This window comes from Ruminococcus sp. B05, assembly GCF_003628495.1.
GTDB classification, from domain to species: domain Bacteria; phylum Bacillota; class Clostridia; order Lachnospirales; family Lachnospiraceae; genus Schaedlerella; species Schaedlerella hominis.
Window position 1 is genome coordinate 326,182 of sequence record NZ_RBZR01000001.1, and the last position, 23,593, is coordinate 349,774.

The 23,593-nt window shown below is 35.8% G+C and carries 20 protein-coding genes and 1 pseudogene; 18 read left to right on the forward strand and 3 right to left on the reverse strand.

All coding sequences use genetic code 11. The annotated features are described in order from the left end of the window. Nucleotides 1-14: 14 nt before the first annotated feature. Nucleotides 15-1,388 carry a radical SAM protein gene (locus D8Q48_RS01285; protein WP_121055362.1) on the forward strand — a complete coding sequence of 458 codons (1,374 nt, stop codon included), beginning with the start codon at nucleotides 15-17 and terminating at the stop codon, nucleotides 1,386-1,388. A gap of 92 nt (nucleotides 1,389-1,480) precedes the next feature. On the opposite strand, the gene D8Q48_RS01290 is transcribed toward D8Q48_RS01285, so the two are convergent. Further along, entirely contained in the window at nucleotides 1,481-1,741 is a 261-nt protein-coding gene (locus D8Q48_RS01290; RefSeq protein ID WP_117989188.1) for a spore coat protein, read from the reverse strand. 19 nt (nucleotides 1,742-1,760) lie between these two features. Then, nucleotides 1,761-1,943, reverse strand: a complete 183-nt coding sequence (locus D8Q48_RS01295) for a hypothetical protein (RefSeq protein ID WP_118688000.1) — start codon at nucleotides 1,941-1,943, stop codon at nucleotides 1,761-1,763. Nucleotides 1,944-2,110: 167 nt separating this feature from the next. On the opposite strand from D8Q48_RS01295, the pseudogene D8Q48_RS01300 reads away from it, so the two are divergent. After that, nucleotides 2,111-2,362 (forward strand): annotated as a pseudogene (locus tag D8Q48_RS01300) (gamma-glutamyl-gamma-aminobutyrate hydrolase family protein); the annotation flags it as partial. 63 nt (nucleotides 2,363-2,425) lie between these two features. On the opposite strand, the gene D8Q48_RS01305 reads toward D8Q48_RS01300, so the two are convergent. Next, entirely contained in the window at nucleotides 2,426-3,652 is a 1,227-nt protein-coding gene (locus D8Q48_RS01305) for an argininosuccinate synthase (protein ID WP_121055142.1), read from the reverse strand. A gap of 254 nt (nucleotides 3,653-3,906) precedes the next feature. Between D8Q48_RS01305 and D8Q48_RS01310 the strand changes: the two genes are divergently transcribed. From D8Q48_RS01310 to lepA, 16 genes are all read left to right on the forward strand, one after another. Next, entirely contained in the window at nucleotides 3,907-6,633 is a 2,727-nt protein-coding gene (locus D8Q48_RS01310) for a TetM/TetW/TetO/TetS family tetracycline resistance ribosomal protection protein (protein ID WP_121055144.1), read from the forward strand. A gap of 129 nt (nucleotides 6,634-6,762) precedes the next feature. Further along, nucleotides 6,763-7,746: a glutamate 5-kinase gene (proB, locus tag D8Q48_RS01315; protein ID WP_117989184.1), complete on the forward strand. Its 984-nt coding sequence runs from the start codon at nucleotides 6,763-6,765 to the stop codon at nucleotides 7,744-7,746. Further along, nucleotides 7,718-8,968 carry a glutamate-5-semialdehyde dehydrogenase gene (locus tag D8Q48_RS01320; RefSeq protein WP_117989183.1) on the forward strand — a complete coding sequence of 417 codons (1,251 nt, stop codon included), beginning with the start codon at nucleotides 7,718-7,720 and terminating at the stop codon, nucleotides 8,966-8,968. The genes proB and D8Q48_RS01320 overlap by 29 nt, the downstream gene beginning before the upstream one ends. Before the next feature lie 212 nt (nucleotides 8,969-9,180). Next, nucleotides 9,181-10,221 (forward strand): N-acetyl-gamma-glutamyl-phosphate reductase, encoded by a 1,041-nt coding sequence (gene argC, locus D8Q48_RS01325; RefSeq protein WP_117989182.1) that lies wholly within the window; start codon nucleotides 9,181-9,183, stop codon nucleotides 10,219-10,221. Between the two features lie 11 nt (nucleotides 10,222-10,232). Continuing rightward, nucleotides 10,233-10,682, forward strand: a complete 450-nt coding sequence (locus tag D8Q48_RS01330) for a GNAT family N-acetyltransferase (RefSeq protein ID WP_330514157.1) — start codon at nucleotides 10,233-10,235, stop codon at nucleotides 10,680-10,682. 28 nt (nucleotides 10,683-10,710) lie between these two features. Continuing rightward, a complete protein-coding gene (gene argJ / locus D8Q48_RS01335) occupies nucleotides 10,711-11,934 on the forward strand; it encodes a bifunctional glutamate N-acetyltransferase/amino-acid acetyltransferase ArgJ (protein ID WP_118687996.1) in 1,224 nt (407 codons plus the stop codon). Nucleotides 11,935-11,962: 28 nt separating this feature from the next. Next, on the forward strand, nucleotides 11,963-12,853 hold the full coding sequence (gene argB / locus D8Q48_RS01340) for an acetylglutamate kinase (protein ID WP_347562273.1): 891 nt from the start codon (nucleotides 11,963-11,965) through the stop codon (nucleotides 12,851-12,853). Then, nucleotides 12,840-14,024, forward strand: a complete 1,185-nt coding sequence (locus D8Q48_RS01345; RefSeq protein ID WP_191855098.1) for an aspartate aminotransferase family protein — start codon at nucleotides 12,840-12,842, stop codon at nucleotides 14,022-14,024. The genes argB and D8Q48_RS01345 overlap by 14 nt, the downstream gene beginning before the upstream one ends. Nucleotides 14,025-14,087: 63 nt before the next feature. Continuing rightward, on the forward strand, nucleotides 14,088-14,519 hold the full coding sequence (locus D8Q48_RS01350; RefSeq protein ID WP_117989179.1) for a DMT family transporter: 432 nt from the start codon (nucleotides 14,088-14,090) through the stop codon (nucleotides 14,517-14,519). Nucleotides 14,520-14,629: 110 nt separating this feature from the next. Further along, nucleotides 14,630-15,256, forward strand: a complete 627-nt coding sequence (locus tag D8Q48_RS01355; protein ID WP_117989178.1) for a helix-hairpin-helix domain-containing protein — start codon at nucleotides 14,630-14,632, stop codon at nucleotides 15,254-15,256. Nucleotides 15,257-15,333: 77 nt separating this feature from the next. Continuing rightward, complete coding sequence (locus D8Q48_RS01360) at nucleotides 15,334-16,023, forward strand: response regulator transcription factor (protein ID WP_117989177.1); 690 nt, start codon at nucleotides 15,334-15,336, stop codon at nucleotides 16,021-16,023. Further along, entirely contained in the window at nucleotides 15,923-17,455 is a 1,533-nt protein-coding gene (locus tag D8Q48_RS01365) for a HAMP domain-containing sensor histidine kinase (protein ID WP_172696937.1), read from the forward strand. Before D8Q48_RS01360 ends, D8Q48_RS01365 begins: the two co-directional genes overlap by 101 nt. 29 nt (nucleotides 17,456-17,484) lie before the next feature. Next, complete coding sequence (locus D8Q48_RS01370; RefSeq protein ID WP_121055146.1) at nucleotides 17,485-18,414, forward strand: GerMN domain-containing protein; 930 nt, start codon at nucleotides 17,485-17,487, stop codon at nucleotides 18,412-18,414. Between the two features lie 2 nt (nucleotides 18,415-18,416). Then, the gene (locus tag D8Q48_RS01375; protein ID WP_121055148.1) at nucleotides 18,417-20,723 is read left to right on the forward strand and encodes a DNA internalization-related competence protein ComEC/Rec2; all 2,307 of its coding nucleotides are present in this window, start codon (nucleotides 18,417-18,419) and stop codon (nucleotides 20,721-20,723) included. A 5-nt stretch (nucleotides 20,724-20,728) separates the two neighbouring features. After that, the gene (holA, locus tag D8Q48_RS01380) at nucleotides 20,729-21,709 is read left to right on the forward strand and encodes a DNA polymerase III subunit delta (protein WP_121055150.1); all 981 of its coding nucleotides are present in this window, start codon (nucleotides 20,729-20,731) and stop codon (nucleotides 21,707-21,709) included. 69 nt (nucleotides 21,710-21,778) lie between these two features. After that, nucleotides 21,779-23,593 (forward strand): translation elongation factor 4, encoded by a 1,815-nt coding sequence (gene lepA, locus D8Q48_RS01385; RefSeq protein WP_121055152.1) that lies wholly within the window; start codon nucleotides 21,779-21,781, stop codon nucleotides 23,591-23,593.

Below are 23,593 nucleotides of genomic sequence, written 5' to 3' on the forward strand. Positions count from 1 at the left end.
GAAAGGTGAAAGAAATGGCAACAATTAAACATCAGGCAGCAAGAGCTGCATTTGGAGCTGCAGCAGACGTAACATTAAAATATTTGAATAAAGATCCTGAAAAGCGAGAGAAGAGTCTTTTGAAAATTGTAGATTTAACAGAGAGCTTCGCAAAAGATCGTTTCAAACCAGAATCATATGAGGCAGCAAAGGCAATGATTCGTGACAAGGACAGTAAATGGATGCAGTATGTTAATCGGATTTTTGACGAAGTAAGTCCAAATGTAATCAAAAAAACAGCAATGAATCTTGGATTTGAAGCAATGTTGAGTGGAACAAAGATTATGCATGAAATGCGCGAAAAATATCAGTGCAATATTCCATGGCTCCTTTTAATAGATCCAACAAGTGCTTGTAATTTACATTGTACCGGATGTTGGGCAGCCGAATATGGTCATACAATGTCTTTAACTTATGATGAACTGGACAGTATTATCACACAAGGAAAAGAATTAGGCATTTATCTCTATATGTATACAGGTGGAGAGCCGCTTGTGCGTAAAGCAGATATTATTAAATTATGCGAAAAACATAACGATTGTGCTTTCCATGCATTTACAAATGGTACTTTAGTCGATGATGCATTTTGTGAAGAAATGGATCGAGTTGGTAATCTTTCATTATCAATCAGTCTGGAAGGCTATGAAGAAGTAAATGATGGAAGACGTGGACAAGGTGTGTTTGATAAAGTTATGAAAGCCATGGATACTTTGAAAGCCCACGGACAAATATTCGGTACATCTATATGCTATACAAGAGCCAATATTGACACTGTTACATCTGATGAATTTCTTGATATGATTATCGACAAAGGGTGTCGTTATGCATGGTATTTCCATTATATGCCAGTTGGGAATGAGGCAGCAGTAGAATTACTTCCAACAAAAGAACAGAGAGAATATATGTATCATAGAATTCGAGAGATTCGAGGTAAGGAAGGCGGCAAACAGATTTTTGCATTTGATTTCCAAAATGATGGCGAATTTGTAGGCGGTTGTATCGCAGGTGGACGTAACTACTGTCATATCAATCCAAACGGGGATGTTGAACCATGCGTATTTATTCATTATTCAGGTGCAAATATTAAAGAATTAAGTCTTCTGGATGCATTGAGACAGCCATTATTTATGGCATATCGCGAGGGTCAGCCATTTAATAATAATCATCTTCGTCCATGTCCAATGCTGGAGAATCCGGAGAAGTTACGAGAAATGGTAGAAAAGACAGGCGCAAAATCGACAGATATGCAGTCTCCTGAAAATGTAGAACATTTATGTGCAAAATGCGATGCTTATGCAGCAGAGTGGAAAGAGAAAGCAGAAGAGCTTTGGAATAATAACAAAAAGTAATTTAAAAAATAAAAATGAAATATAAAAAGAGCATGAAAATCTGATGAATTTGATTCGGATTTTCATGCTCTTTTCAAACTACATTTATTTCCTTAGAAGAACGTTTTCGGCTGAGTCAAAATTGATTTCACATGTTCTACTTCTTCCTGTGTCGCTTTTTCTGCAGGAACATAGTAACTCTTTTCGCGAGCTACCTGATAGAGCTTTTCCTGTGACATTTCACATTGATTGCGAATTTGCTTCAAACATTGTTTTAATTCTTTGTTTTCAGTCTGTGCAATCATCTCCCCAAACATTTTTAATTCGCCATTTACCCCAACAAGGGCATCATTTACCATTGCTTTTTCGTCCATTGAAACATTCCCTCCTTGTTTATAAAAATTTCATCAAATCCTGTTTATTCTTCATTGCAGAATCCGCAGCATCCTGAAATAATTTTTTTACTTTCGCATCTTCTGTCTGGGATGCGTAGTCGGTCATTTTACAATGTGTTGTTTCGTAGCCGCCAATCAGATGACGAAGATTTTGTAAATCCAAAATAGATAATTCTGACATAAATAACTCCTCCTTTATGCTTGTGATTACAAAAACGTAGTATGTTCAATTGAAAAGATCTTATACATTTCAGGGTATATTGCATTAGAAAATGACATATGCTAGAGCATGTCAGACATGGAGGAATGAAATGGAACCGAAAATAGGAATTGTAATTTAATGTAGCTTGCGATGGGAGTATTTATCAGGATATCTCTCTGCAGCCGGGAAGACATTTGGATCATATGCAGCAATCGAAAGAGAGAAGTGAAGTGAGTCATAAGATCATGGTAGAGCCAGGCAGCCAATTGAGAAACTATATCGGACAGAAATTGTATGTCAACAGTTATCACCATCAGTCCATTGAAAATTTGGGGAATGGATTGATTGCATGTGCGAGAGCTTCAGACAAAACGATAGAGGCACTGGAAATGATATAAAACGAGCGTTACATTATAACAATATGCTAATGTGACGCTCATTTGTCATCCTTTTAACCTAAATTATTTATTCTTTTTTAATTCCTGCATTTTCATAGCACGAACCTTTAATGGAAGTCCGAACAATGTAATGAATCCATCTGCATCATGGTGGTCATACAAATCACCTGTTGTAAAGCTTGCAAGAGACTCACTGTAGAGAGAGTATGGAGATGTTTCGCCGGCTTTGATGATATTACCTTTATACAGCTTGAATTTCACTTCACCCGTTACATATTCCTGTGTAACATCCATAAATGCCTGAATAGCTTCACGAAGTGGAGTAAACCATTTTCCTTCATATACAATCTGTGCAAATTTGTTTCCAAGATCTTTCTTTACTTCATATGTAGCACGATCAAGAACTAGTTCTTCCAGCTGTTCATGTGCAGCCATTAAAATTGTTCCACCAGGTGTCTCATATACACCACGAGATTTCATACCAACAACACGGTTCTCTACGATGTCGATGATACCGATACCATGTTTTCCACCGAGGCAATTCAGTTCTTTGATGATATCAGAAACTTTCATTTCTTTACCATTTACTGATTTTGGAACTCCGGCTTCAAATGTCATTGTTACATATTCGCCTTCATCAGGAGCTTTCTCCGGGGAAACTCCAAGTACAAGCAAATCATCGTAATTTGGTTCGTTTGCAGGATCTTCCAGTTCGAGACCTTCATGGCTGATATGCCATAAGTTACGGTCACGGCTATAACTGTGTTTTGCATCAAAAGGAAGATCAATTCCATGCTGCTGGCAATATGCAATTTCATCTTCACGTGACTGCATTGTCCATACATCCGTCATTCTCCATGGAGCAATAATTTTAATGTCAGGAGCAAGTGCTTTGATACCAAGTTCAAAACGAATCTGATCATTACCTTTTCCTGTTGCCCCATGACAGATAGCAACAGCACCTTCTTTACGTGCAATCTCAACTAATTTTTTTGCAATTGCAGGACGAGCCATAGAAGTTCCAAGCAGATATTTGTTTTCATATACAGCGCCGGCCTTTACACAAGGTACAATATAATTATCACAGAAATCATCTACAATGTTTTCAATATATAATTTAGAAGCTCCGGATAATTTTGCACGTTCATCTAATCCGTCTAATTCTTCTCCCTGTCCACAATCGATACAGCAACAGATTACTTCATAACCAAAATTTTCTTTTAACCATGGGATAATAGCAGTCGTGTCAAGACCACCAGAATATGCTAATACAACTTTTTCTTTACTCATTTTTATTACCTCCTAATACTTCTTCAGCAACTTAAAATTACTATACACCTATTTTTATAATTATGCAATAGAAAATATGTAAAAATTCATTTTAACAGTTAAATATACATTTTATTGTATAAACTGGTGAGAATATAAAGCAAATATACATAAAAGCAGTAAAAAGATACTTTATGGTATTGAGAAATGTTGTCCGGAAAAATTTTCTATGATAAAATTGTGGAAGGGAATAGAAAAGGAAGGAAACATACCTTATGGATAAAAAACTTGTAATTGGAATTTTAGCACATGTCGATGCCGGGAAGACAACGCTTTCAGAAAGCATGCTATATCAAAGCGGAAGTATCCGAAAGCTGGGGCGTGTTGATAAAGGAGATGCTTTTCTAGATACATATCAACTTGAAAGAGAAAGGGGAATTACGATTTTCTCTAAACAAGCTCAACTCTCTATCGGAGATTTAAAAATTACACTTTTGGATACTCCCGGACATGTAGATTTTTCAGCAGAGATGGAGCGGACACTCCAAGTATTGGATTATGCAATTCTTGTTATTAACGGAGCGGATGGCATTCAGGGACATACCGAAACCTTGTGGAGATTATTGGAACGTTACCAAATTCCTGTTTTCCTATTTATAAATAAAATGGACCAGGCAGGAACGAACAAAGATAAACTTATAAAAGAATTAAAAAAGCGATTAAATGAAAACTGTGTAGATTTCAGTTCCTCAGATATAGATGGGTTTAATGAATCTATAGCAGTATGTAATGAATATGTATTAGAGGATTTTCTGGAAAACGGAACAATTGAGACAGAACAAATTTCCAAAATGATTAAAAGAAGAGAACTGTTTCCATGTTACTTTGGATCTGCTTTGAAGATAATAGGTGTAGATGAGTTTATGCAAGGCATTGTAGAATATTCAGAATCAGTCGAGCTGTCAGATACTTCAACACAGCAGTTTGGTGCGAAAGTATATAAAATAAGCAGAGATGAACAAGGAAATCGACTTACATATATCAAAGTGACAAGTGGAAATATTAAAGTAAAAGATTTGCTGACAGGACAAAACAAACAAAAAGACGATAGGTGGGAAGAAAAAATAAACCAGATTCGTATTTATTCTGGCGCAAAATATGAAACCGTAAATCAGGCAGATAAAGGGACAATATGTGCAATTACAGGTCTTACTCAGACTTACCCGGGGGAAGGACTGGGAATAGAAAAGGATTCTGATATCCCGATTCTAGAACCTGTACTTACTTATCAAATTCTGCTGCCAGAGGATTGCGAAGTACATTCTATGTTGGAAAAACTTCGTCAATTAGAAGAGGAAGAGCCTTTATTACATATTATATGGAATGAAAAGTTGGGAGAAATCTATGCTCAATTGATGGGGGAAGTTCAGATTGAGGTGTTAAAAAGTTTAATATGGGAACGCTTTCATGTACGAGTGGAATTTGGCGTAGGAAATATTGTATATAAGGAAACAATTCGTCAATCCGTAGAAGGTGTTGGTCATTTTGAACCTTTAAGACATTATGCTGAAGTACACTTACTTTTGGAACCTGCAGAATCCGGAAGTGGATTACATTTTTTTACAAATTGTAGTCAGGATGAACTTGATTTAAACTGGCAACGACTAATTTTAACTCATCTTGAAGAGAAAGAGCATTGTGGTGTATTGACTGGTTCAGCAATTACTGACATGCATATTACATTAATAGCAGGTAGAGCACACCAGAAACATACAGAAGGAGGAGATTTTAGGCAGGCCACTTATCGTGCGGTGCGTCAAGGATTAAAAAAAGCTGAGAATGTTTTGCTTGAGCCCTATTATAGCTATAGATTAGAAATTCCAGCGGATATGGTCGGACGTGCAATGACAGATATTCAGCGAATGAATGGAACTTTTGACAGTCCAATGCTAGATGATGATATGGCAATTCTTAAAGGAAGTGCACCTGTTGTGACGATGCGTGATTATCAGACAGAAGTGATCAGCTATACAAAAGGGCGTGGACGTTTATCTTGTACTTTGGAAGGATATAAACCATGTCACAATCAAGAAGAAGTAGTAAAAGAAGTTGGATATGACTCAGAACGAGATTTAGACAATCCGACCGGTTCAGTATTTTGCGCACATGGAGCCGGGTTTGTTGTAAAATGGGATGAAGTAGAAAATTATATGCATCTGCAAAGCACTCTGGAATCAAAGGAATCTGTGGATGAAGAACTGATTTTCCCGACTGCGGCGGCACGTCGTGCATCGACATATCTGGAAATGACAGAAGAAGATCAAAAAGAGCTTGATGCGATGGTAGAAGCTTCACGGCGAAAAAGAGAAGCTGCACGGAAAAGTTATGCTTATCGAAAAGATTTTTCAAATGAGAAAATATCAGCAAATAGCAGTACAAAATCGTATTCTAATAAGAAGAAACAAAAGGAATATTTATTAGTAGATGGATACAATATTATATTTGCATGGGAAGAACTCAATGAACTGGCACAAGTAAATATGGATGCTGCCAGAGGGTGTTTACAAGATGTGTTGTGCAATTATCAAGGGATCAAAAAATGTGAATTAATATTAGTATTTGATGCTTATAAAGTAGAAGGTTTTCCTGGTGAAATACAGAAATATCATAATATACATGTTGTGTATACAAAAGAAGCTGAAACTGCAGATCAATATATTGAGAAAGTAGCTCATGAAATTGGAAGAAAATATCTTGTCACCGTTGCCACTTCAGATGGCACAGAACAAGTGATTATAAGAGGACAAGGCTGCCATCTCTTGTCTGCGAAAGAGTTAAAAGAAGAGGTTGAATTTGCTAATAAAGAATTAAGACAATATTATTCTGAAGAAACATCCCTCGAGAGAAACTATTTGTTTCAATATCTGGATAAAGATACAGCCAGGCAAATGGAAGATGTTCGATTGGGAATCAATATTTCAGGACAAAAAAAGAAAAAATAATACAACTACTTGACAAATAGAGAAATGTGAGTAAGAATTTGTAAGAGTAGAATTTAACAGAGTAAAGTGCAAAAGAAAAATATAATATAGAAGGAATGGATGGTGGGAATCCACAAACGGAGAATTGGTATGGATAGAAAGCAAATACTGAATGAGAAAAATCGAATAGTAATTAAAGTTGGGACAACAACAATTACTTATGAAGAAACAGGCAATATAAACCTGGATAAATTGGAAAAATTTGTAAGAGTATTAATTAATTTGAGGAATAAAGGAAAAGAAGTAATCGTTGTATCTTCCGGTGCAGTCGGAGTTGGTCGAAAGGCACTTGGTATGGAACACAAGCCTGAAACGGAGGCAGCAAAGCAAGCTTGTGCTGCAGTAGGACAAGGAAGATTAATGATGATTTATGAAAAATTATTTAACGAATATAGCCAACTGACAGCACAGGTTCTGTTGACGAAAGAATCTATCACAAATAAAGAATGTCGAAAGAATGCAAGGCAAACCTTTGATGAATTACTTCGAATGAATGTTGTACCAATCGTAAATGAAAATGATGCTATTTCAGTAGACGAGCTGGCATATGGCAATTTTGGTGATAACGACACACTTGCAGCAAATGTATCGGAACTTGTTGATGCAGATTTATTAATTCTTATGTCTGATATTGAGGGAATGTATACAGCGGATCCGAAAAAGAATCAGAATGCAAGATTTATTCATACAGTAGTCGAAATTGATGAATCATTGGAAGCAATGGCAGGAGGTTCTGCAAGTGATTTTGGGACCGGAGGTATGATGACGAAGGTAAATGCAGCTAAAATTGCAACCAGTGCCGGAGCAGATATGATTATCGCAAATGGGGATAATATTTATGCAATTAATGATATTATGGCAGGAAAAAAAATAGGAACACTTTTTCTATCAAAAGAGCATGGAAAACAGATGGAAAATGAACTCGCTCCGGAAAGAGCGAAGTTTCGTCGGCAAGTAAAGAATCTTAAGAAATCAGAAGGAAAATCAGAGGAGCATAAAACTACAGAATTCATTCAAAATGAAGAGCATTTGGCAGGAGGTAATGATGGAAAATTATATGGAAATACTTGGTAGACGTGCAAAATCCGCATCAAGAGAAGGAGCTAAATTAGGAACAGCTGCAAAAAACCGAGGACTTATTACTGTAGCAGAAGAATTGATTCGACAAAAAGTATATTTGTTAGAAGAAAATGCAAAAGATATAAAAGCGGCAAAAGAAAAAGGCGTAAAGGAATCTTTAATAGATCGCTTGCAGTTAACTGAATCGAGAATAAAAGCAATGGCAGAAGGTTTGTGCCAGGTTGCGGCATTAGAAGACCCTATCGGAGAAGTTTTAGGCATGAAAACACGATTAAACGGACTTCAAATTGGAAAGAAAAGAGTGCCTCTTGGAGTTGTCGGAATTATTTATGAATCTCGGCCAAATGTGACAGCCGATGCATTTGGTTTATGCTTTAAAACTGGAAATGCGGTGATTCTTCGAGGCGGAAGTGATGCAATTCATTCGAATCTCGCAATTGTAAAGGTAATTAAAGAAGGATTGATGAAAGAAAAACTGCCACAGGATTTGATTTTATTTGTCGAAGATACAAGTCGAGAAGTTGTTTCAGATATGATGAAATTACATGGTATGATTGATGTATTGATTCCGCGTGGTGGTGCCGGATTAATAGCAAATGTTGTTAATAACAGCACTGTTCCCGTTATCGAAACAGGAACAGGAAATTGTCATATATATGTAGATGAGAGTGCTGATTTAAATATGGCAACAGAGATCATCGAAAATGCAAAAACTCAGCGAATGGGTGTATGTAATGCATGTGAATCACTTGTGATCCATGAGAAAGTTGCAGATCTTGCTGTCCCGCAAATTGTGCAATGCCTAAAAAATCATGGTGTTGAAGTACGTGGAGATGAGCGTGCACAAAAAATCAGTGATGATATTTGGCCGGCGACAGAAGAAGATTGGGGAACAGAATATCTTGATGCTATAATTTCAATGAAGATTGTGGATTCATTGGGTCAGGCAATTGAGCATATTAACCATTACAATACAGGACATTCAGAGGCAATTATTACACAGAATTATGAACATGCATTACAATTCCAAAATGAAATTGATGCTGCTGCTGTTTATGTGAATGCATCCACAAGATTTACAGATGGATTTGAGTTTGGATTTGGAGCAGAAATTGGAATCAGTACACAAAAATTGCATGCACGTGGGCCTATGGGACTAGAAGCATTAACTACAACAAAATATATTATTTTCGGAAATGGACAAATTCGAAAATAGCGAAAAACAAAGGGGGAAAGTTAGATTTATTGTTTTGTTATTATATATAAAACAATAAATCTGATTTTCCCTCTTGCATATTATACATAATAGGTGTATACTTATGCACAAATTCAAAATAAATATGCATATAATAATGTTTTCATTTGATAGGCAATGAGGCAAGAGATAAATATCTGAACATTATAGGATAAAGGAAGGAAGGTTGATCCATGATAAAAGTAGGAATTATTGGTGCAACAGGATACGCAGGCGGAGAATTAGTTCGAATTTTGACAGGACATAAAGAAGCAGAGATTAAATGGTTTGGTTCAAGAAGTTACATTGATCAAAAATATGCGTCTGTTTATCAAAATATGTTTCAGATTGTTGATGCAACTTGTATGGATGATAATATGGATGAACTTGCAAAGCAGGTCGATGTTATTTTTACAGCAACACCACAAGGCTTATGTGCATCATTAGTAAATGAAAACATACTTTCAAAAGTAAAAATTATTGATTTAAGTGCAGATTTCCGAATCAAAGATGTTGCTACGTATGAAAAATGGTATGGAATCGAGCATAAAAGCCCACAATTTATTGAAGAAGCAGTATATGGGCTTTGTGAAATTAATCGAGAAGACGTCAAAAATGCAAGACTGGTAGCAAATCCAGGATGTTATACAACATGTTCCATTTTAACTGCTTACCCACTTGCAAAAGAGGGAATTATTGATATGAGCACATTAATCATAGATGCAAAATCTGGAACATCTGGTGCAGGAAGAAGCGCAAAAGTTGCAAATCTATATTGTGAAGTTAATGAAAATATGAAAGCCTATGGCGTTGCAACGCATAGACATACACCTGAGATAGAAGAACAGCTTGGATATGCATCTGGTGAGAATGTTGTCTTGAATTTCACACCGCATCTTGTTCCAATGAATCGTGGGATTCTTGCAACAGAGTATGCAAAATTAACAAAAGATGTAACCTATGATGAAGTGAAGGCAATATATGATAAATATTATGCAAATGAAAAGTTTATCCGAGTGTTGGAAAAAGATGTATGCCCTGAAACAAAATGGGTAGAAGGAAGCAATTATGTAGATATTAATTTCAAAATTGATCCGCGAACAAACAGAATTATTATGATGGGAGCAATAGATAATCTGGTAAAGGGAGCCGCTGGACAGGCGGTTCAGAATATGAACCTGATGTTTGGTTTAAAAGAGTCAGAAGGACTGGAACTTGTCCCAATGTTTCCATAGGAGGTACGAAGATGATGATCCGCACAATGACAATAGAAGATTTTGATCAGGTTCATGCACTTTGGATGACAATTAAAGGTTTTGGAATACGAAGTATTGATGATTCAAAAGAAGGGGTAGAACGTTTTTTAAAACGTAACCCGACTACAAGTGTCGTAGCAGAAATAGATAACAAAATCGTGGGTAGTATTTTATGCGGACACGATGGACGACGTGGTTGTTTTTATCATGTTTGCGTGGATGAAAAATATCGTCGCCACGGTATTGGAAAAGCAATGGTTGTATATGCTATGCAGGCTTTAAAAAGGGAGAAGATTAATAAAGTCTCATTGATTGCATTTACTGTTAATGATATAGGAAATGCATTTTGGAATACGATAGAGTGGACTGAACGAAAAGATTTAAATTATTATGAATTTGTATTAAATGAAGAAAATATAACGGCATTCAATGAACAGTAAATGCACTTATATATGAGGAGGAAGATACATGAAGATTATAGATGGCGGTGTAACATCTGCAAAAGGTTTTGAAGCAGCTTCTGCAGCAGCAGGAATTAAATATCAAGGAAGAACAGATATGGCTATGATCTATAGTAAAAAGCCATGTAAAACAGCAGGTGCATTTACAACAAATCTGGTAAAGGCAGCTCCGGTTATCTGGGATAAAACGGTTGTGGAAAGCGGTGTAAAATCACATGTTGTTGTTGTCAATTCAGGAATTGCAAATGCATGTACCGGCGAAGAAGGTCTTCGCTATTGCAGTGAAACAGCTAAAAAAGCTTCAGAGGTTATGGGCGTCGATGCAAATGGAGTTCTGATTGGTTCTACCGGAGTTATAGGAATGCAGATGCCGATGGATAAAGTAACTGCAGGGATTGAAAAACTTGCGGATACAAAACAGGCTACTCGAGAGGCAGGACATTTGGCAGCAAAAGCAATTATGACGACAGATACAAAAGAAAAAGAGATTGCAGTCACAATTGAAATTGGTGGAAAAACAGTCACAGTCGGTGGCATGGCAAAAGGTTCTGGTATGATTCATCCTAATATGTGTACAATGCTATCTTACATTACAACAGACGCTGCTATTACCAAAAAAGCCCTGGTAAAGGCATTAAAGACAGATGTAAAAGATACCTACAATATGATTTCTGTAGATGGAGATACATCTACAAACGATACCGTTCTTGTACTTGCAAATGGAATGGCAAAGAATCCAAAAATCCATTGTGGTACAGCAGAGTATCAGTTGTTTTTAGAAGCTCTCCATTTTGTAAATGAAACCCTTGCAAAGAAAATGGCTGGTGACGGAGAAGGCGCCACAGCATTATTTGAAGTCAAAATAGTTGGTGCAAAATCAAAAAAACAGGCAAAGGTACTTGCAAAATCTGTTGTATGTTCGAATCTGACAAAAACAGCTATTGCAGGACATGATGCAAACTGGGGAAGAATCTTATGTGCAATGGGATATTCCGGTGAAAATTTTGAACAGGATAAGGTTGACTTGTTCTTTGAAAGTGCAGCAGGAAAGATTCAGCTTATCAAGGATGGCGTAGGACTTGATTTTGATGAAGAAAAAGCGACCATGATTCTTTCTGAGCCGGAAGTAACCGCAATTGCAGACTTAAAAGAAGGAAATGAACAAGCAACAGCCTGGGGCTGCGACTTAACACATGGTTACATAGACATCAATGCAGATTACAGAAGCTAAAAGGAGAGAAACCACTATGAATGAAAATATGAATCAGTATTTGGAAAAAGCAAGCGTATTAATTGAAGCCCTTCCATATATCCAACGTTTTAACCGTAAGATCATTGTGATTAAGTATGGCGGAAGTGCAATGGTAGATGAAGAATTGAAAAAGAAAGTAATCGAAGATGTTACACTTTTAAAATTAGTTGGTTTCAAACCGATCATTGTACATGGTGGGGGAAAAGAAATCAGTAAATGGGTCGGAAAAGTAGGAATGGAGCCTAAATTTATCAATGGATTACGTGTGACTGATGAAGATACAATGGAAGTAGCTGAAATGGTTCTTGGAAAGGTAAACAAAAGTCTTGTTCAGCTTGTCGAAGAACTTGGCGTACGTGCAATTGGAATCAGTGGCAAAGATGGCGGTCTTTTAAAAGTAGAAAAGAAATATTCAAATGGAGAGGATATTGGATTTGTCGGTGATGTTAAAAAAGTAAATGCTGACATCTTATACGATCTTTTAGAAAAAGACTTTCTTCCAATCATCTGTCCGATTGGTCTGGATGATGAATACAATACATATAACATTAATGCCGATGATGCCGCATGTGCAATAGCTCGTGCTGTCAAAGCTGAAAAACTGGCATTTTTAACAGATATTGAAGGTGTTTATAAAAATCCTGAGGATCCTAAAACATTGATATCTGAATTAACAGTAAAAGAAGCAAAAAAATTAATCTCTGATGGATATATCGGAGGTGGTATGCTTCCGAAATTAAATAACTGTATTGAAGCAATTGAAAATGGTGTATCCCGAGTACATATTTTAGACGGAAGAATTCCACACTGTGTTCTTCTTGAAATATTTACGAATAAAGGAATTGGCACAGCTATTTTGGATGGGGAGGAAAGCAAGTATTATCATGGTGAACAATAAAATAACAGAAGCAGAAGAAAATCTTTTACATGTATATAATCGTTTTCCAATCGTATTAGATCACGGAGAAGACGTTTATTTATATGATGCAGAGGGTAAAAAATATCTGGATTTTGCTGCAGGAATTGCAGTTTGTGGTCTTGGATATAGTAATAAAGAATTGAAAGACGCCTTAAAAAAACAAATAGATTTGTTATGCCATACGTCTAACTTATATTTCCATGAAAGTTGTGGTGAAGCTGCAAAGAAATTAAATGAAATTTCCGAAATGGATCGTGTGTTTTTCACTAACAGTGGAACAGAGGCAATTGAAGGAGCTTTAAAATCCGCACGAAAATATGCATATACAAAAGAATCGGGAAGATATGAAATCATAGCAATGCAGAATTCTTTCCATGGACGTTCCATAGGAGCAGTTTCGGTGACAGGGACCAAACATTATCGCACCCCATTTGAACCATTGCTTCCAGGTGTTAAATTTGCAGAATATAACAATCTGGAAAGCGTTAAAGCTTTGGTAAATGATAAAACATGTGCGATCATTCTTGAACCGCTGCAGGGAGAAGGCGGAATTTATCCGGCAACAAAAGAATTTATGGAGGGTATTCGTGAACTTTGTAGTAAAAATGATATTTTGATGATCTGCGATGAAATTCAATGTGGAATGGCAAGAACAGGATATATGTTTGCATGGCAGGAATATAACGTTAAACCGGATATCATGACAATGGCGAAAGCAATTGGAAATGGGATACCGGTGGGGGCATTTGCAATGACTGAGGAAGTTGCAAAATATTCCATGGAGGCAGGAGACCATGGTTCGACCTATGGTGGAAATCCACTTGCCTGTACAGCTGTAAAAACAGTTATTGATATTTTCCAGAAAGAACAGATTGTTGATCATGTAAAGGAAATGGGAGAATATCTTTCAATTTGTCTGGAAAAATTAGTCCAAAAATATGACTTTGTAAAAGAATGCAGAGGAAAAGGATTGATTCAGGGGATTGAGTTAACAAAACCAGCCGGAGATATAATAACGAAAGCTCACGAAGCTGGACTATTAATTATCACAGCAAAGGGAAATACAATTCGTTTTGTACCGCCTCTTATAATTACAAAAGAACAGATAGATGAAATGATTGAAAAATTAGAAATCGCATTTGCAAAATAGTGCATAAAAACCAATTATCAGGACATACCATGTAAGAAAGAAGATGGTGGAGGTATGTTTTTGATGATTGGTTTTTTAATTGCGTTATTGTCAGGAGCCTTAATGAGTGTACAAGGTGTATTTAACACCAAAGTAACGGAAACTACAGGAATGTGGGTTTCTAATGCATGGGTGCAATTAACAGCATTTCTTGTATGTATTCTAGGCTGGCTTATTGCAGGAAAGGATGATATTCTGTCAATTGGAAAAGTTGAGCCTAGATATCTCTTGCTTGGAGGTGTGATTGGAGCAGGTATAACATTGACAGTTATAAAAAGTATGGATGCATTAGGACCGGCTAAGGCCGCACTTCTGATTGTAATCGCACAATTGTTCGTTGCATATTTAATAGAAATATTAGGACTGTTTGGGGTGGATAAAGAACCCTTCAGCTGGCGGAAAACAGGAGGATTAGTTTTAGCTTTGATAGGAATTTCCATTTTTCAATGGAAATAAAAATCGTAAATAGAAATAAAAATGAAAATGCTATTGTAATTTGTTTTCTGATTAGATATAATATTCTATCTGACATAAAGGGGCTTACGGCATTAACGTAAGGAGAAAATATGAAAGTCAGAAATTTATGGAAACGACAATTACTAATTACTTTCTGCATATTTGTATTCTGTTTTGGGACGGGATGCGAGCAAAAAGGAGAATCTTTTCAAGAAGTTACACTTCAAGAGACAGAACAATCTTTAAATGAAACTGAAAAGAATAAGGAAACAGAAGAAATCCATGACACGCCAAAAACAACATCTATTTATGTCTATGTATGTGGTGCTGTAAATAACACGGGAGTGTATGAATTAAAAAAAGATGCCCGCATATACGAAGCAATTGACTGTGCAGGCGGATTACGTGAGGATGCAGCGCTTTCTGCAGTCAATCAGGCAGAGTATGTAAGTGACGGACAACAAATTTATATTCCGACACAGGAAGAGTATAATGCAGGTAGTTTTTCCGAAATGACGACTTCATCATCGACGGATTCTTCTGATGGAAAGGTACATCTGAATACAGCGACAAAAGATGAGCTAAAAACGTTATCCGGCATTGGAGAGTCCAGAGCAGAAAGCATTTTGGCATATCGTGATTCACATGGTGCTTTTCAGAGTATTGAAGAGTTGATGAATGTAGAGGGAATCAAGGAAGGTATCTATGAAAAAATTAAAGATCAGATAGCATTATAGGAAACAGGATAATAATATATTTTGCAATATAAGAAAGCAGAATAAGACAGGAAGTAAAAGGAAAGAGTAGAAGTAGAATGAGCAAGAAAAAAATCTTAGTAGTTGATGACGAAAAGTTAATTGTAAAAGGAATCCGTTTTAGCCTGGAACAGGATGGAATGGAAGTAGACTGTGCATATGATGGTGCAGAAGCGCTGGAATATGCAAAAAATTGTGAATATGATCTGGTTCTGCTGGATGTAATGCTTCCGAAGCTTGATGGATTTCAAGTATGTCAGCAGATTCGTGAATTTTCGGATATGCCGATTGTTATGCTGACTGCAAAAAGTGAAGACATGGATAAAATTCTTGGGTTAGAATATGGTGCCGATGATTATATTACAAAACCGTTTAATATTCTGGAAGTAAAAGCAAGAATTAAAGCCATTATGCGACGGACATCAAAAAGAGAAGAACCTGCTCCGAAAACTCTATTAGTAAAGGGAACTATGAAAATAGATTGCGAAAGCAGAAGAGTATTTATCGGTGAACGCGAGATTAATCTTACAGCAAAAGAATTTGATGTGTTAGAATTACTCGCGATGAATCCAAATAAAGTATACAGTAGGGAAAATTTATTAAACTTAATTTGGGGAGCAGATTATCCGGGAGATGCAAGAACAGTAGATGTACATATCCGTAGACTACGTGAGAAGATTGAAAAGAATCCAAGCGAGCCGCAATACGTACATACAAAGTGGGGAGTTGGTTATTATTTCCAAGGGTAGATTTCGAAACAAACTAAAAGAAAAAGTAATAAAAAGTCTGAGATTTCGTATTATTCTAATCATTGTATGTGCAGGTCTTATACCATGTACAGTCGCACATATAGCAATTATTAAGGCATACGAATCGCGTGCAGTATCTCTGCAAACAGCAGAGATACAGAATCAGTGCACGATTCTTTGTGATCAATTGAACAATTATAATTATCTTGAGGATAATTCATCCGAAGTAATCAATGCAAATTTAACCCAGCTTACCAATATTTATAATGGACGAGTTATGCTTGTAAACGCAGAATTAAAGGTCATGACGGATACATATGCATTAGACGAAGGTAAAATTATTGTATCAGAAAATGTAATTCGCTGTTTAAAAGGTGAGAGTACAAATTATTATGATAAAAAAAATCATTTTATAGAGGTAACATCTCCGATTACAGATAAAAATACCGGAAAAGCCGTTGGGGTGATGCTTGCAAGTGTTTCTACGGATTCAATCGAGGACAGCCTGCATATCTTTCATACAAAAGGCGGCGCAATCATAGGAATGATCATGACGATCGTTATTGCATTGGCGATTTTATTAGCAGATTGTATTGTAAGACCGCTTAGAAAAATTGCAGCCGATATTGAAGGAGTAACAGAAGGCTATGTTGTAGAAGTATTGCATGAAAATACGTTTACAGAAACTAAGGATATATCCGATGCTTTTAACAAAATGTTAGGTCGGATGAAAGTACTTGATGATTCAAGAGAAGAATTTGTATCTAATGTCTCACATGAATTAAAAACACCATTAGCATCGATGAAAGTGCTGGCAGATTCTCTTGTTACACAAGAACAGGTCCCTATTGAACTGTATCAGGAATTTATGGAAGATATTGCAAAAGAGATTGATCGTGAAAATGATATTATCAATGATCTTTTAACTTTGGTTAAAATGGATAAAACGGCACAGAATTTAAATATTTCACAAGTAAATGTAAATGACCTGCTTGAGTTGATTTTAAAACGACTTCGACCAATTGCTGAAAAGAAGCAGATTGAGATTGTTTTAGAAAGCTTTCGCCCAGTGACAGCAGAAATTGATGAAGTAAAAATGACACTTGCAATATCGAATCTGGTAGAAAATGCAATTAAATACAACTATGATGAAGGCTGGGTTCATGTTTCACTGAATGCAGATCACAAATATTTTTATGTAAAGGTATCAGATTCAGGAATTGGAATTCCAAAAGAAGATCAAGATCATATTTTTGAAAGATTTTATCGTGTAGATAAGTCTCATTCCAGAGAGATTGGAGGGACAGGTCTTGGTCTTGCAATTACACGAAATGCTGTTATTATGCATCGAGGATCAATTAAAGTTTACAGCGATCCGGAAGAAGGTACAACATTTACGGTTCGAATTCCGCTTATATATGTTTCTACTTGATAGATGTAAAAATTGACAGGGAGGATTTTATGGTGAAAAAAAATAAGGCATATATCACAGTTCTCCTGTTTGCTTTATGTATGTTGTGCGGATGTGCTAAACGTACAGAGGTAAAAAATGATGATTCGTTCATATACAGTGTAAACGGGGAACGAAATGGATTAGTAAAAATTAATTATGATTTTCCGGGAAAAACGACTGAAGAACAAGTGAATAATGTTATAAAAGAATTACAAAAACCAGCTGAAGAAATTAATTATTCCACTACAATTCCTGAACAGATAAAAATACAACAATGTGAAATTCGACATATGATTGTTTATATAGATTTAAATGATGATTATTTGAAATTACCGGTTGTAGAACAAGAATTAATTCTTGCATCACTGGCACAATCTATAGTAAAAATCCCTAAAATCAGTGGTATTTACATTACAATTGATGGAGAGGAATTGAAAGATGATAAGGGAAATCCGGCAGGAATTATAAATGAGGACGACTTTGTCCAAAATAATGGCAGTTCATTGAGCTCATATGAAGAGACGGAGCTTACATTATATTTTGCAAATGAATCAGGAGATAAACTTGTAAAGCAAAATGAACAAGTAAAATATAGTACAAATACTTCAAGAGAAAAACTAATTGTAGAGAAACTGATGCATGGTCCTCAGGATGAGACTGCTCATCCGACAATATCTTCTACTTGTACATTATTAAGTGTGACAGTAAAAGATAATATTTGCTATGTGAATTTTGATTCAGAATTTATGTCGAGTGCACACGACATAAAACCGGAAATAACAATTTATTCCATTGTAAATTCGCTGATTGAGGGAACAGCGGTAAATAAGGTACAAATTATGGTAAATGGTGAAAAAAATGTTTTATACATGAATACAATTGATTTGTCTCAACCATTACAACAGGATTTGGACTTAATACAACATGCGGAAGAATAAAAATGTTCAAAAGACCCTGCTGTCTTTTAGCGATAGCTATTCTTTTAATTCAACTTGTTTTGGTAGGATGGTTTCAAATATCCAGAGATTTGAAACCATCCTATTTAGAACAAAATTATCTGGAAAATGAAAATGTAATAATTGAAGGGAAAGTATATGACATAGACAAACGTACTTCTTATTCTGTTTATTATCTAAAAGATATACAGGTATATCGAAAAAGCACCTGGGTAAAAATAAAACGCGAAAGAGTTCTTGTAAATGTAAAAGATTCCGATTCAATTATGGTTGGAAATATTATTCAGGTAGTTGGGAAAATATATTTTTTTCAAGGAAACCGGAATCCCGGAAATTTTAATCAAAAATTCTATTATCAAAAGCAACACATCCCTGCACAAATCTGGTCTACCAAAATCCACATAAATAATCAAAAAACTGACCATTTGAAAGAGAAACTGTTTGAAATCAGAGAATCTATAAAAAATATGTTGTTGCATAGTCTTGGGAAAGATGCCGGAAACAGTATGGCGGCAATATTACTTGGGGATAAAAAAGATTTAGATCAAACTATAAAACAATTATATCAAAAAGGGGGAATTGGACACATTCTTGCAATATCCGGTTTGCATATGTCTTTTATAGGAATCGGGATGTATCAAGTGTTAAGAAGATTAGGACTCAGTTTTTCGGCTTCGGGAATAATCGGAATACTCTTTTTGCTTTTATATACGATGATGATTGGAATCGGAGTATCTAGTCTTCGAGCTATCATTATGTACATTGTACGAATGGGAGCAGAAATTTTAGGAAGAGATTACGATTTATTAACTTCTCTGTCAATTGCCACTGTAGTAATTGTTTTATGGCAGCCGTTATATTTGTTTGATGCAGGATTTTTATTTTCATTTGGTGCAGTTTTAGCGATGATATTAATAAATCCGCTTCTTGAACAAACTTCATTCATACCTAAAATATTCTGTCCTGGAATTGCTATTCAAGTAATGCTTCTTCCAATGACAATGTATTACTATTTTGAAATCCCTACATGGTCAGTGCTAACAAATATAATTGTAATTCCTTGTATGTCGATTTTAATTGGAGTTGGGATTGTAGGCATATTACTTTTATTTATTTTTTATCCAATTGGTAACTTGATTTTACAACTGTGTAAGGCTATTTTATGGGGATATGAAAAATTGTGTATGTTTATGATAGATGTTCCGTTTGGCAGGATTGTGACAGGAAAACCCTCAATATGGATAATGCTGGCATATTATACAGTATTATTGATAAGTTATTTTATATGGAAATATTGGGATATTCAGTCCGAAAAGCAGAAATATAAATCCAAAAGCAGAAAAGATCTTATAGAAACAGAAAAAAAAGAAAGCCAAAGAATTTGTTTGAAAAGCAGATATTTTGCTATAAGAAGTGTAGTTTGTATAATTGCATTATGTGGAATTGTTTGTGTGTCCTACCGTAAAAAAGGAAATTTGGAAATTACGATATTGGATGTCGGACAAGGGGATGGCATTTTTATCCGCACCCCAAACGGGACTAACTGTCTTGTAGATGGAGGCAGCACAGATGTATCACAAGTAGGTCTTTATCGTCTGATTCCTTTTTTGGAATCAAAAGGTGTTGGATGTTTAGATTATATTTTCATATCTCACGGTGATGAAGATCATATAAACGGAGTTAAAGAAATGTTAGAAAGCCAGAAATTAAATATAAAAATAAAAGCGCTGGTATTGCCTGTAAAGGAAGTATGGGATGACAAACTAAAAGATTTATCCGCGACGGCAGAAGAAAACCGCACCAAAGTAATCATAATGTCAGCGGGGCATCAATTCGTAGAATATAAAAAAGATATACCATTCACATTAACATGTATTGGACCGGTAAAAAATTATAGTGGTGAAAATGGGAATGCAGCATCGATGGTTTTAGATTTAAAATTTGATGACTTCGATATGCTGTTTACTGGAGATTTGGAAGGAGAAGGGGAAACGCAATTAATCGAGAGCGGAAGCTTAAGGAAGTATGATATATTAAAAGTTGCACATCATGGTTCGAGAAATTCTACACCTAAAAAATTTCTGGAAATAACTTCTCCTTTGGTTGTGTTAATTTCAGCAGGAGTAAATAATCGATATGGGCATCCACATCAAGAAACTCTTGAACGATTAAATAAGCAAAAATGTACTATCTATAATACACAACATCAAGGGGCAATACATATAAAAACAAATGGAAAAAACTTGAGAATAAATGTTTTGCAAAAAGCAGGTATTTCCGATATAATATAGAAGTTATGAAAAGCTTAAATGAAGATTTAAAAACAGGACAATTTAAACAAATTTATCTCTTATACGGGGAAGAAGCGTATTTAAAAAAACAATACCGGGATCGTCTTACAAAAGCATTGCTTCCAGAAGGCGATACGATGAATTTTGCACATTTTGAAGGAAAAGGAGTGGATGTTAAATCCGTGATTGATTTATCTGAAACACTACCTTTTTTTGCCGAAAGAAGATTAATCGTATTTGACAATACCGGCTTTTTTAAAAGTGCAGGTGCAGATCTGGCAGATTATATAAAAGAAATGCCAGACACCACATACTATATCTTTGTCGAAGATGAGATAGATAAAAGAAGTAAACTGTTTAAGGCGGTAAAATCAAAAGGACGCGTTGTCGAACTCCCATTTCAAGATGAAAGTACGTTGAAACGTTGGGTTGCAGGAAAGATTCGAAACGAAAACAAACAGGTTACGGAACAGACGATACTTTATTTTTTAAATAAAGTCGGAACAGATATGGAAAATATCACAAAGGAACTGGAAAAATTATTCAGTTATACTATGGAGAAAACAGACATTGCAAAAGAAGATGTCGATGCAATCTGTGTTACACAAATTGCTAATCACATTTTTGATATGGTTAATGCGGTCGCTGAAAAACAACAAAAAAAAGCCTTAGATTTATACTATGAATTGCTTGCATTAAAAGAACCGCCTATGCGAATCCTTTTTCTGATGACCAGACAATATCGCATGTTGTTTCAGGTAAAACATTTGGCAAATAAAGGATATAGCAAAAAGGAAATTGCAGCAAAAACAGGATTACATCCATTTGCAGTTGGGAAATACATGGAGCAGGCAAAATATTTTAAGACCTCTGAACTGAGAATGGTTATGGAATACAGTGCAGATATCGAACAACGTGTAAAAACAGGATTGTTAACGGATAATCTGGCGGTGGAGTTGTTCATAATAAAATATTCATCAAAATAATTGTATTAATAAAAGAATATAACTGCGACATCATATTTTACAAAATAAATAAAATTTGGAGGAAGAAAAGTGTCAGGAATAGAACAAAGTAAAATTCGAAATTTTTGCATTATTGCACATATAGATCATGGGAAATCTACGTTGGCAGATCGTATTATTGAAAAAACAGGTCTTTTAACAGATCGCGAGATGCAGGCACAGGTTTTGGATAATATGGATTTAGAGCGTGAACGCGGTATTACAATCAAGGCACAGACCGTCCGAACAGTATACAAGGCAAAGGATGGTGAAGAATATATCTTCAATTTGATTGATACACCGGGGCATGTAGATTTTAACTATGAAGTGTCCCGAAGTCTGGCAGCTTGCGATGGTGCCATTTTGGTTGTAGATGCAGCACAGGGAGTAGAAGCACAGACATTGGCAAATGTATATCTCGCACTGGATCATGATCTTGATGTTGTGCCGGTTATTAATAAAATTGATCTTCCGAGTGCAGAGCCGGAGAGAGTAAAAGAAGAAATAGAAGATGTAATTGGAATTGAAGCTGAAGATGCACCTTTGATCTCAGCAAAGACAGGCCTTAATATAGAGGATGTTTTAGAAGCAATTGTTGAGAAAATACCAGCTCCGGTAGGCGATGCCAAGGCACCTTTACAGGCCTTGATCTTTGATTCTGTATATGATTCTTATCGTGGAGTTATTGTATTTTGTCGAATCAAAGAAGGTAGTGTGCGAAAAGGTACTCCGATTAAGATGATGGCTACAGGAGCTGTGGCCGATGTAGTTGAAGTTGGGTATTTTGGTGCAGGGCAGTTCATCCCTTGTGATGAACTGGAAGCAGGAATGGTTGGATATATTACAGCCAGCTTGAAAAATGTTAAAGATACTCGTGTTGGAGATACTATTACAAATGCACAAAATCCATGTGCAGAACCTTTGCCGGGATATAAGAAAGTAAATCCGATGGTATATTGTGGGCTTTATCCTTCTGATGGAGCGAAATATCCTGATTTGAGAGATGCATTGGAGAAACTACAGTTAAATGATGCAGCACTACAATTTGAACCAGAAACATCTATTGCGTTAGGTTTTGGATTCCGTTGTGGTTTCTTGGGATTACTTCATCTGGAAATTATCCAGGAGCGTTTAGAAAGAGAGTACAATCTGGATTTGGTAACAACAGCACCGAGTGTAATCTATAAAGTACATAAGACAAATGGTGATTTAATAGAACTCACAAATCCGACGAACCTGCCGGATCCGTCTGAAATCGACTATATGGAAGAACCAATTGTAAAAGCTGAAATAATGGTAACTTCTGAATTTATAGGTGCAATCATGGATTTATGTCAGGAACGCCGCGGTGTATATCAGGGAATGGAATATATAGAAGAAAAAAGAGCTGTATTAACTTATCACCTTCCACTTAATGAGATTATTTATGATTTCTTTGATGCATTAAAATCTCGTTCCAGAGGCTATGCATCTTTTGATTATGAGATGTTAGAATATGAGCGTTCAGAACTTGTCAAATTGGATATTCTTATTAATAAAGAAGAAGTGGATGCACTTTCATTTATTATCCACAGTTCTAATGCATATGAACGTGGACGCAAAATGTGTGAGAAATTAAAGCAGGAAATTCCAAGACAAATGTTTGAGATTCCGATTCAGGCAGCAATCGGTGGAAAAGTAATTGCCAGAGAAACAGTTAAAGCAATGCGAAAAGATGTTCTTGCTAAATGTTATGGTGGTGATATTTCACGTAAGAAAAAACTTCTTGAAAAACAAAAAGAAGGTAAGAAGAGAATGCGTCAAGTTGGAAATGTAGACATCCCGCAAAAAGCATTTATGAGTGTATTGAAATTAGATGAAGATTAA

Excerpts from the sequence above, each read along its gene's own strand:
- D8Q48_RS01285 (WP_121055362.1), top strand. The coding sequence starts at position 15 with ATGGCAACAATTAAACATCAGGCAGCAAGAGCTGCATTTGGAGCTGCA.
- D8Q48_RS01290 (WP_117989188.1), bottom strand. The coding sequence starts at position 1,741 with ATGGACGAAAAAGCAATGGTAAATGATGCCCTTGTTGGGGTAAATGGC.
- D8Q48_RS01295 (WP_118688000.1), bottom strand. The coding sequence starts at position 1,943 with ATGTCAGAATTATCTATTTTGGATTTACAAAATCTTCGTCATCTGATT.
- D8Q48_RS01305 (WP_121055142.1), bottom strand. The coding sequence starts at position 3,652 with ATGAGTAAAGAAAAAGTTGTATTAGCATATTCTGGTGGTCTTGACACG.
- D8Q48_RS01310 (WP_121055144.1), top strand. The coding sequence starts at position 3,907 with ATGGATAAAAAACTTGTAATTGGAATTTTAGCACATGTCGATGCCGGG.
- proB (WP_117989184.1), top strand. The coding sequence starts at position 6,763 with ATGGATAGAAAGCAAATACTGAATGAGAAAAATCGAATAGTAATTAAA.
- D8Q48_RS01320 (WP_117989183.1), top strand. The coding sequence starts at position 7,718 with ATGGAAAATTATATGGAAATACTTGGTAGACGTGCAAAATCCGCATCA.
- argC (WP_117989182.1), top strand. The coding sequence starts at position 9,181 with ATGATAAAAGTAGGAATTATTGGTGCAACAGGATACGCAGGCGGAGAA.
- D8Q48_RS01330 (WP_330514157.1), top strand. The coding sequence starts at position 10,233 with ATGATGATCCGCACAATGACAATAGAAGATTTTGATCAGGTTCATGCA.
- argJ (WP_118687996.1), top strand. The coding sequence starts at position 10,711 with ATGAAGATTATAGATGGCGGTGTAACATCTGCAAAAGGTTTTGAAGCA.
- argB (WP_347562273.1), top strand. The coding sequence starts at position 11,963 with ATGAATCAGTATTTGGAAAAAGCAAGCGTATTAATTGAAGCCCTTCCA.
- D8Q48_RS01345 (WP_191855098.1), top strand. The coding sequence starts at position 12,840 with ATGGTGAACAATAAAATAACAGAAGCAGAAGAAAATCTTTTACATGTA.
- D8Q48_RS01350 (WP_117989179.1), top strand. The coding sequence starts at position 14,088 with ATGATTGGTTTTTTAATTGCGTTATTGTCAGGAGCCTTAATGAGTGTA.
- D8Q48_RS01355 (WP_117989178.1), top strand. The coding sequence starts at position 14,630 with ATGAAAGTCAGAAATTTATGGAAACGACAATTACTAATTACTTTCTGC.
- D8Q48_RS01360 (WP_117989177.1), top strand. The coding sequence starts at position 15,334 with ATGAGCAAGAAAAAAATCTTAGTAGTTGATGACGAAAAGTTAATTGTA.
- D8Q48_RS01365 (WP_172696937.1), top strand. The coding sequence starts at position 15,923 with ATGTACATATCCGTAGACTACGTGAGAAGATTGAAAAGAATCCAAGCG.
- D8Q48_RS01370 (WP_121055146.1), top strand. The coding sequence starts at position 17,485 with ATGGTGAAAAAAAATAAGGCATATATCACAGTTCTCCTGTTTGCTTTA.
- D8Q48_RS01375 (WP_121055148.1), top strand. The coding sequence starts at position 18,417 with ATGTTCAAAAGACCCTGCTGTCTTTTAGCGATAGCTATTCTTTTAATT.
- holA (WP_121055150.1), top strand. The coding sequence starts at position 20,729 with ATGAAAAGCTTAAATGAAGATTTAAAAACAGGACAATTTAAACAAATT.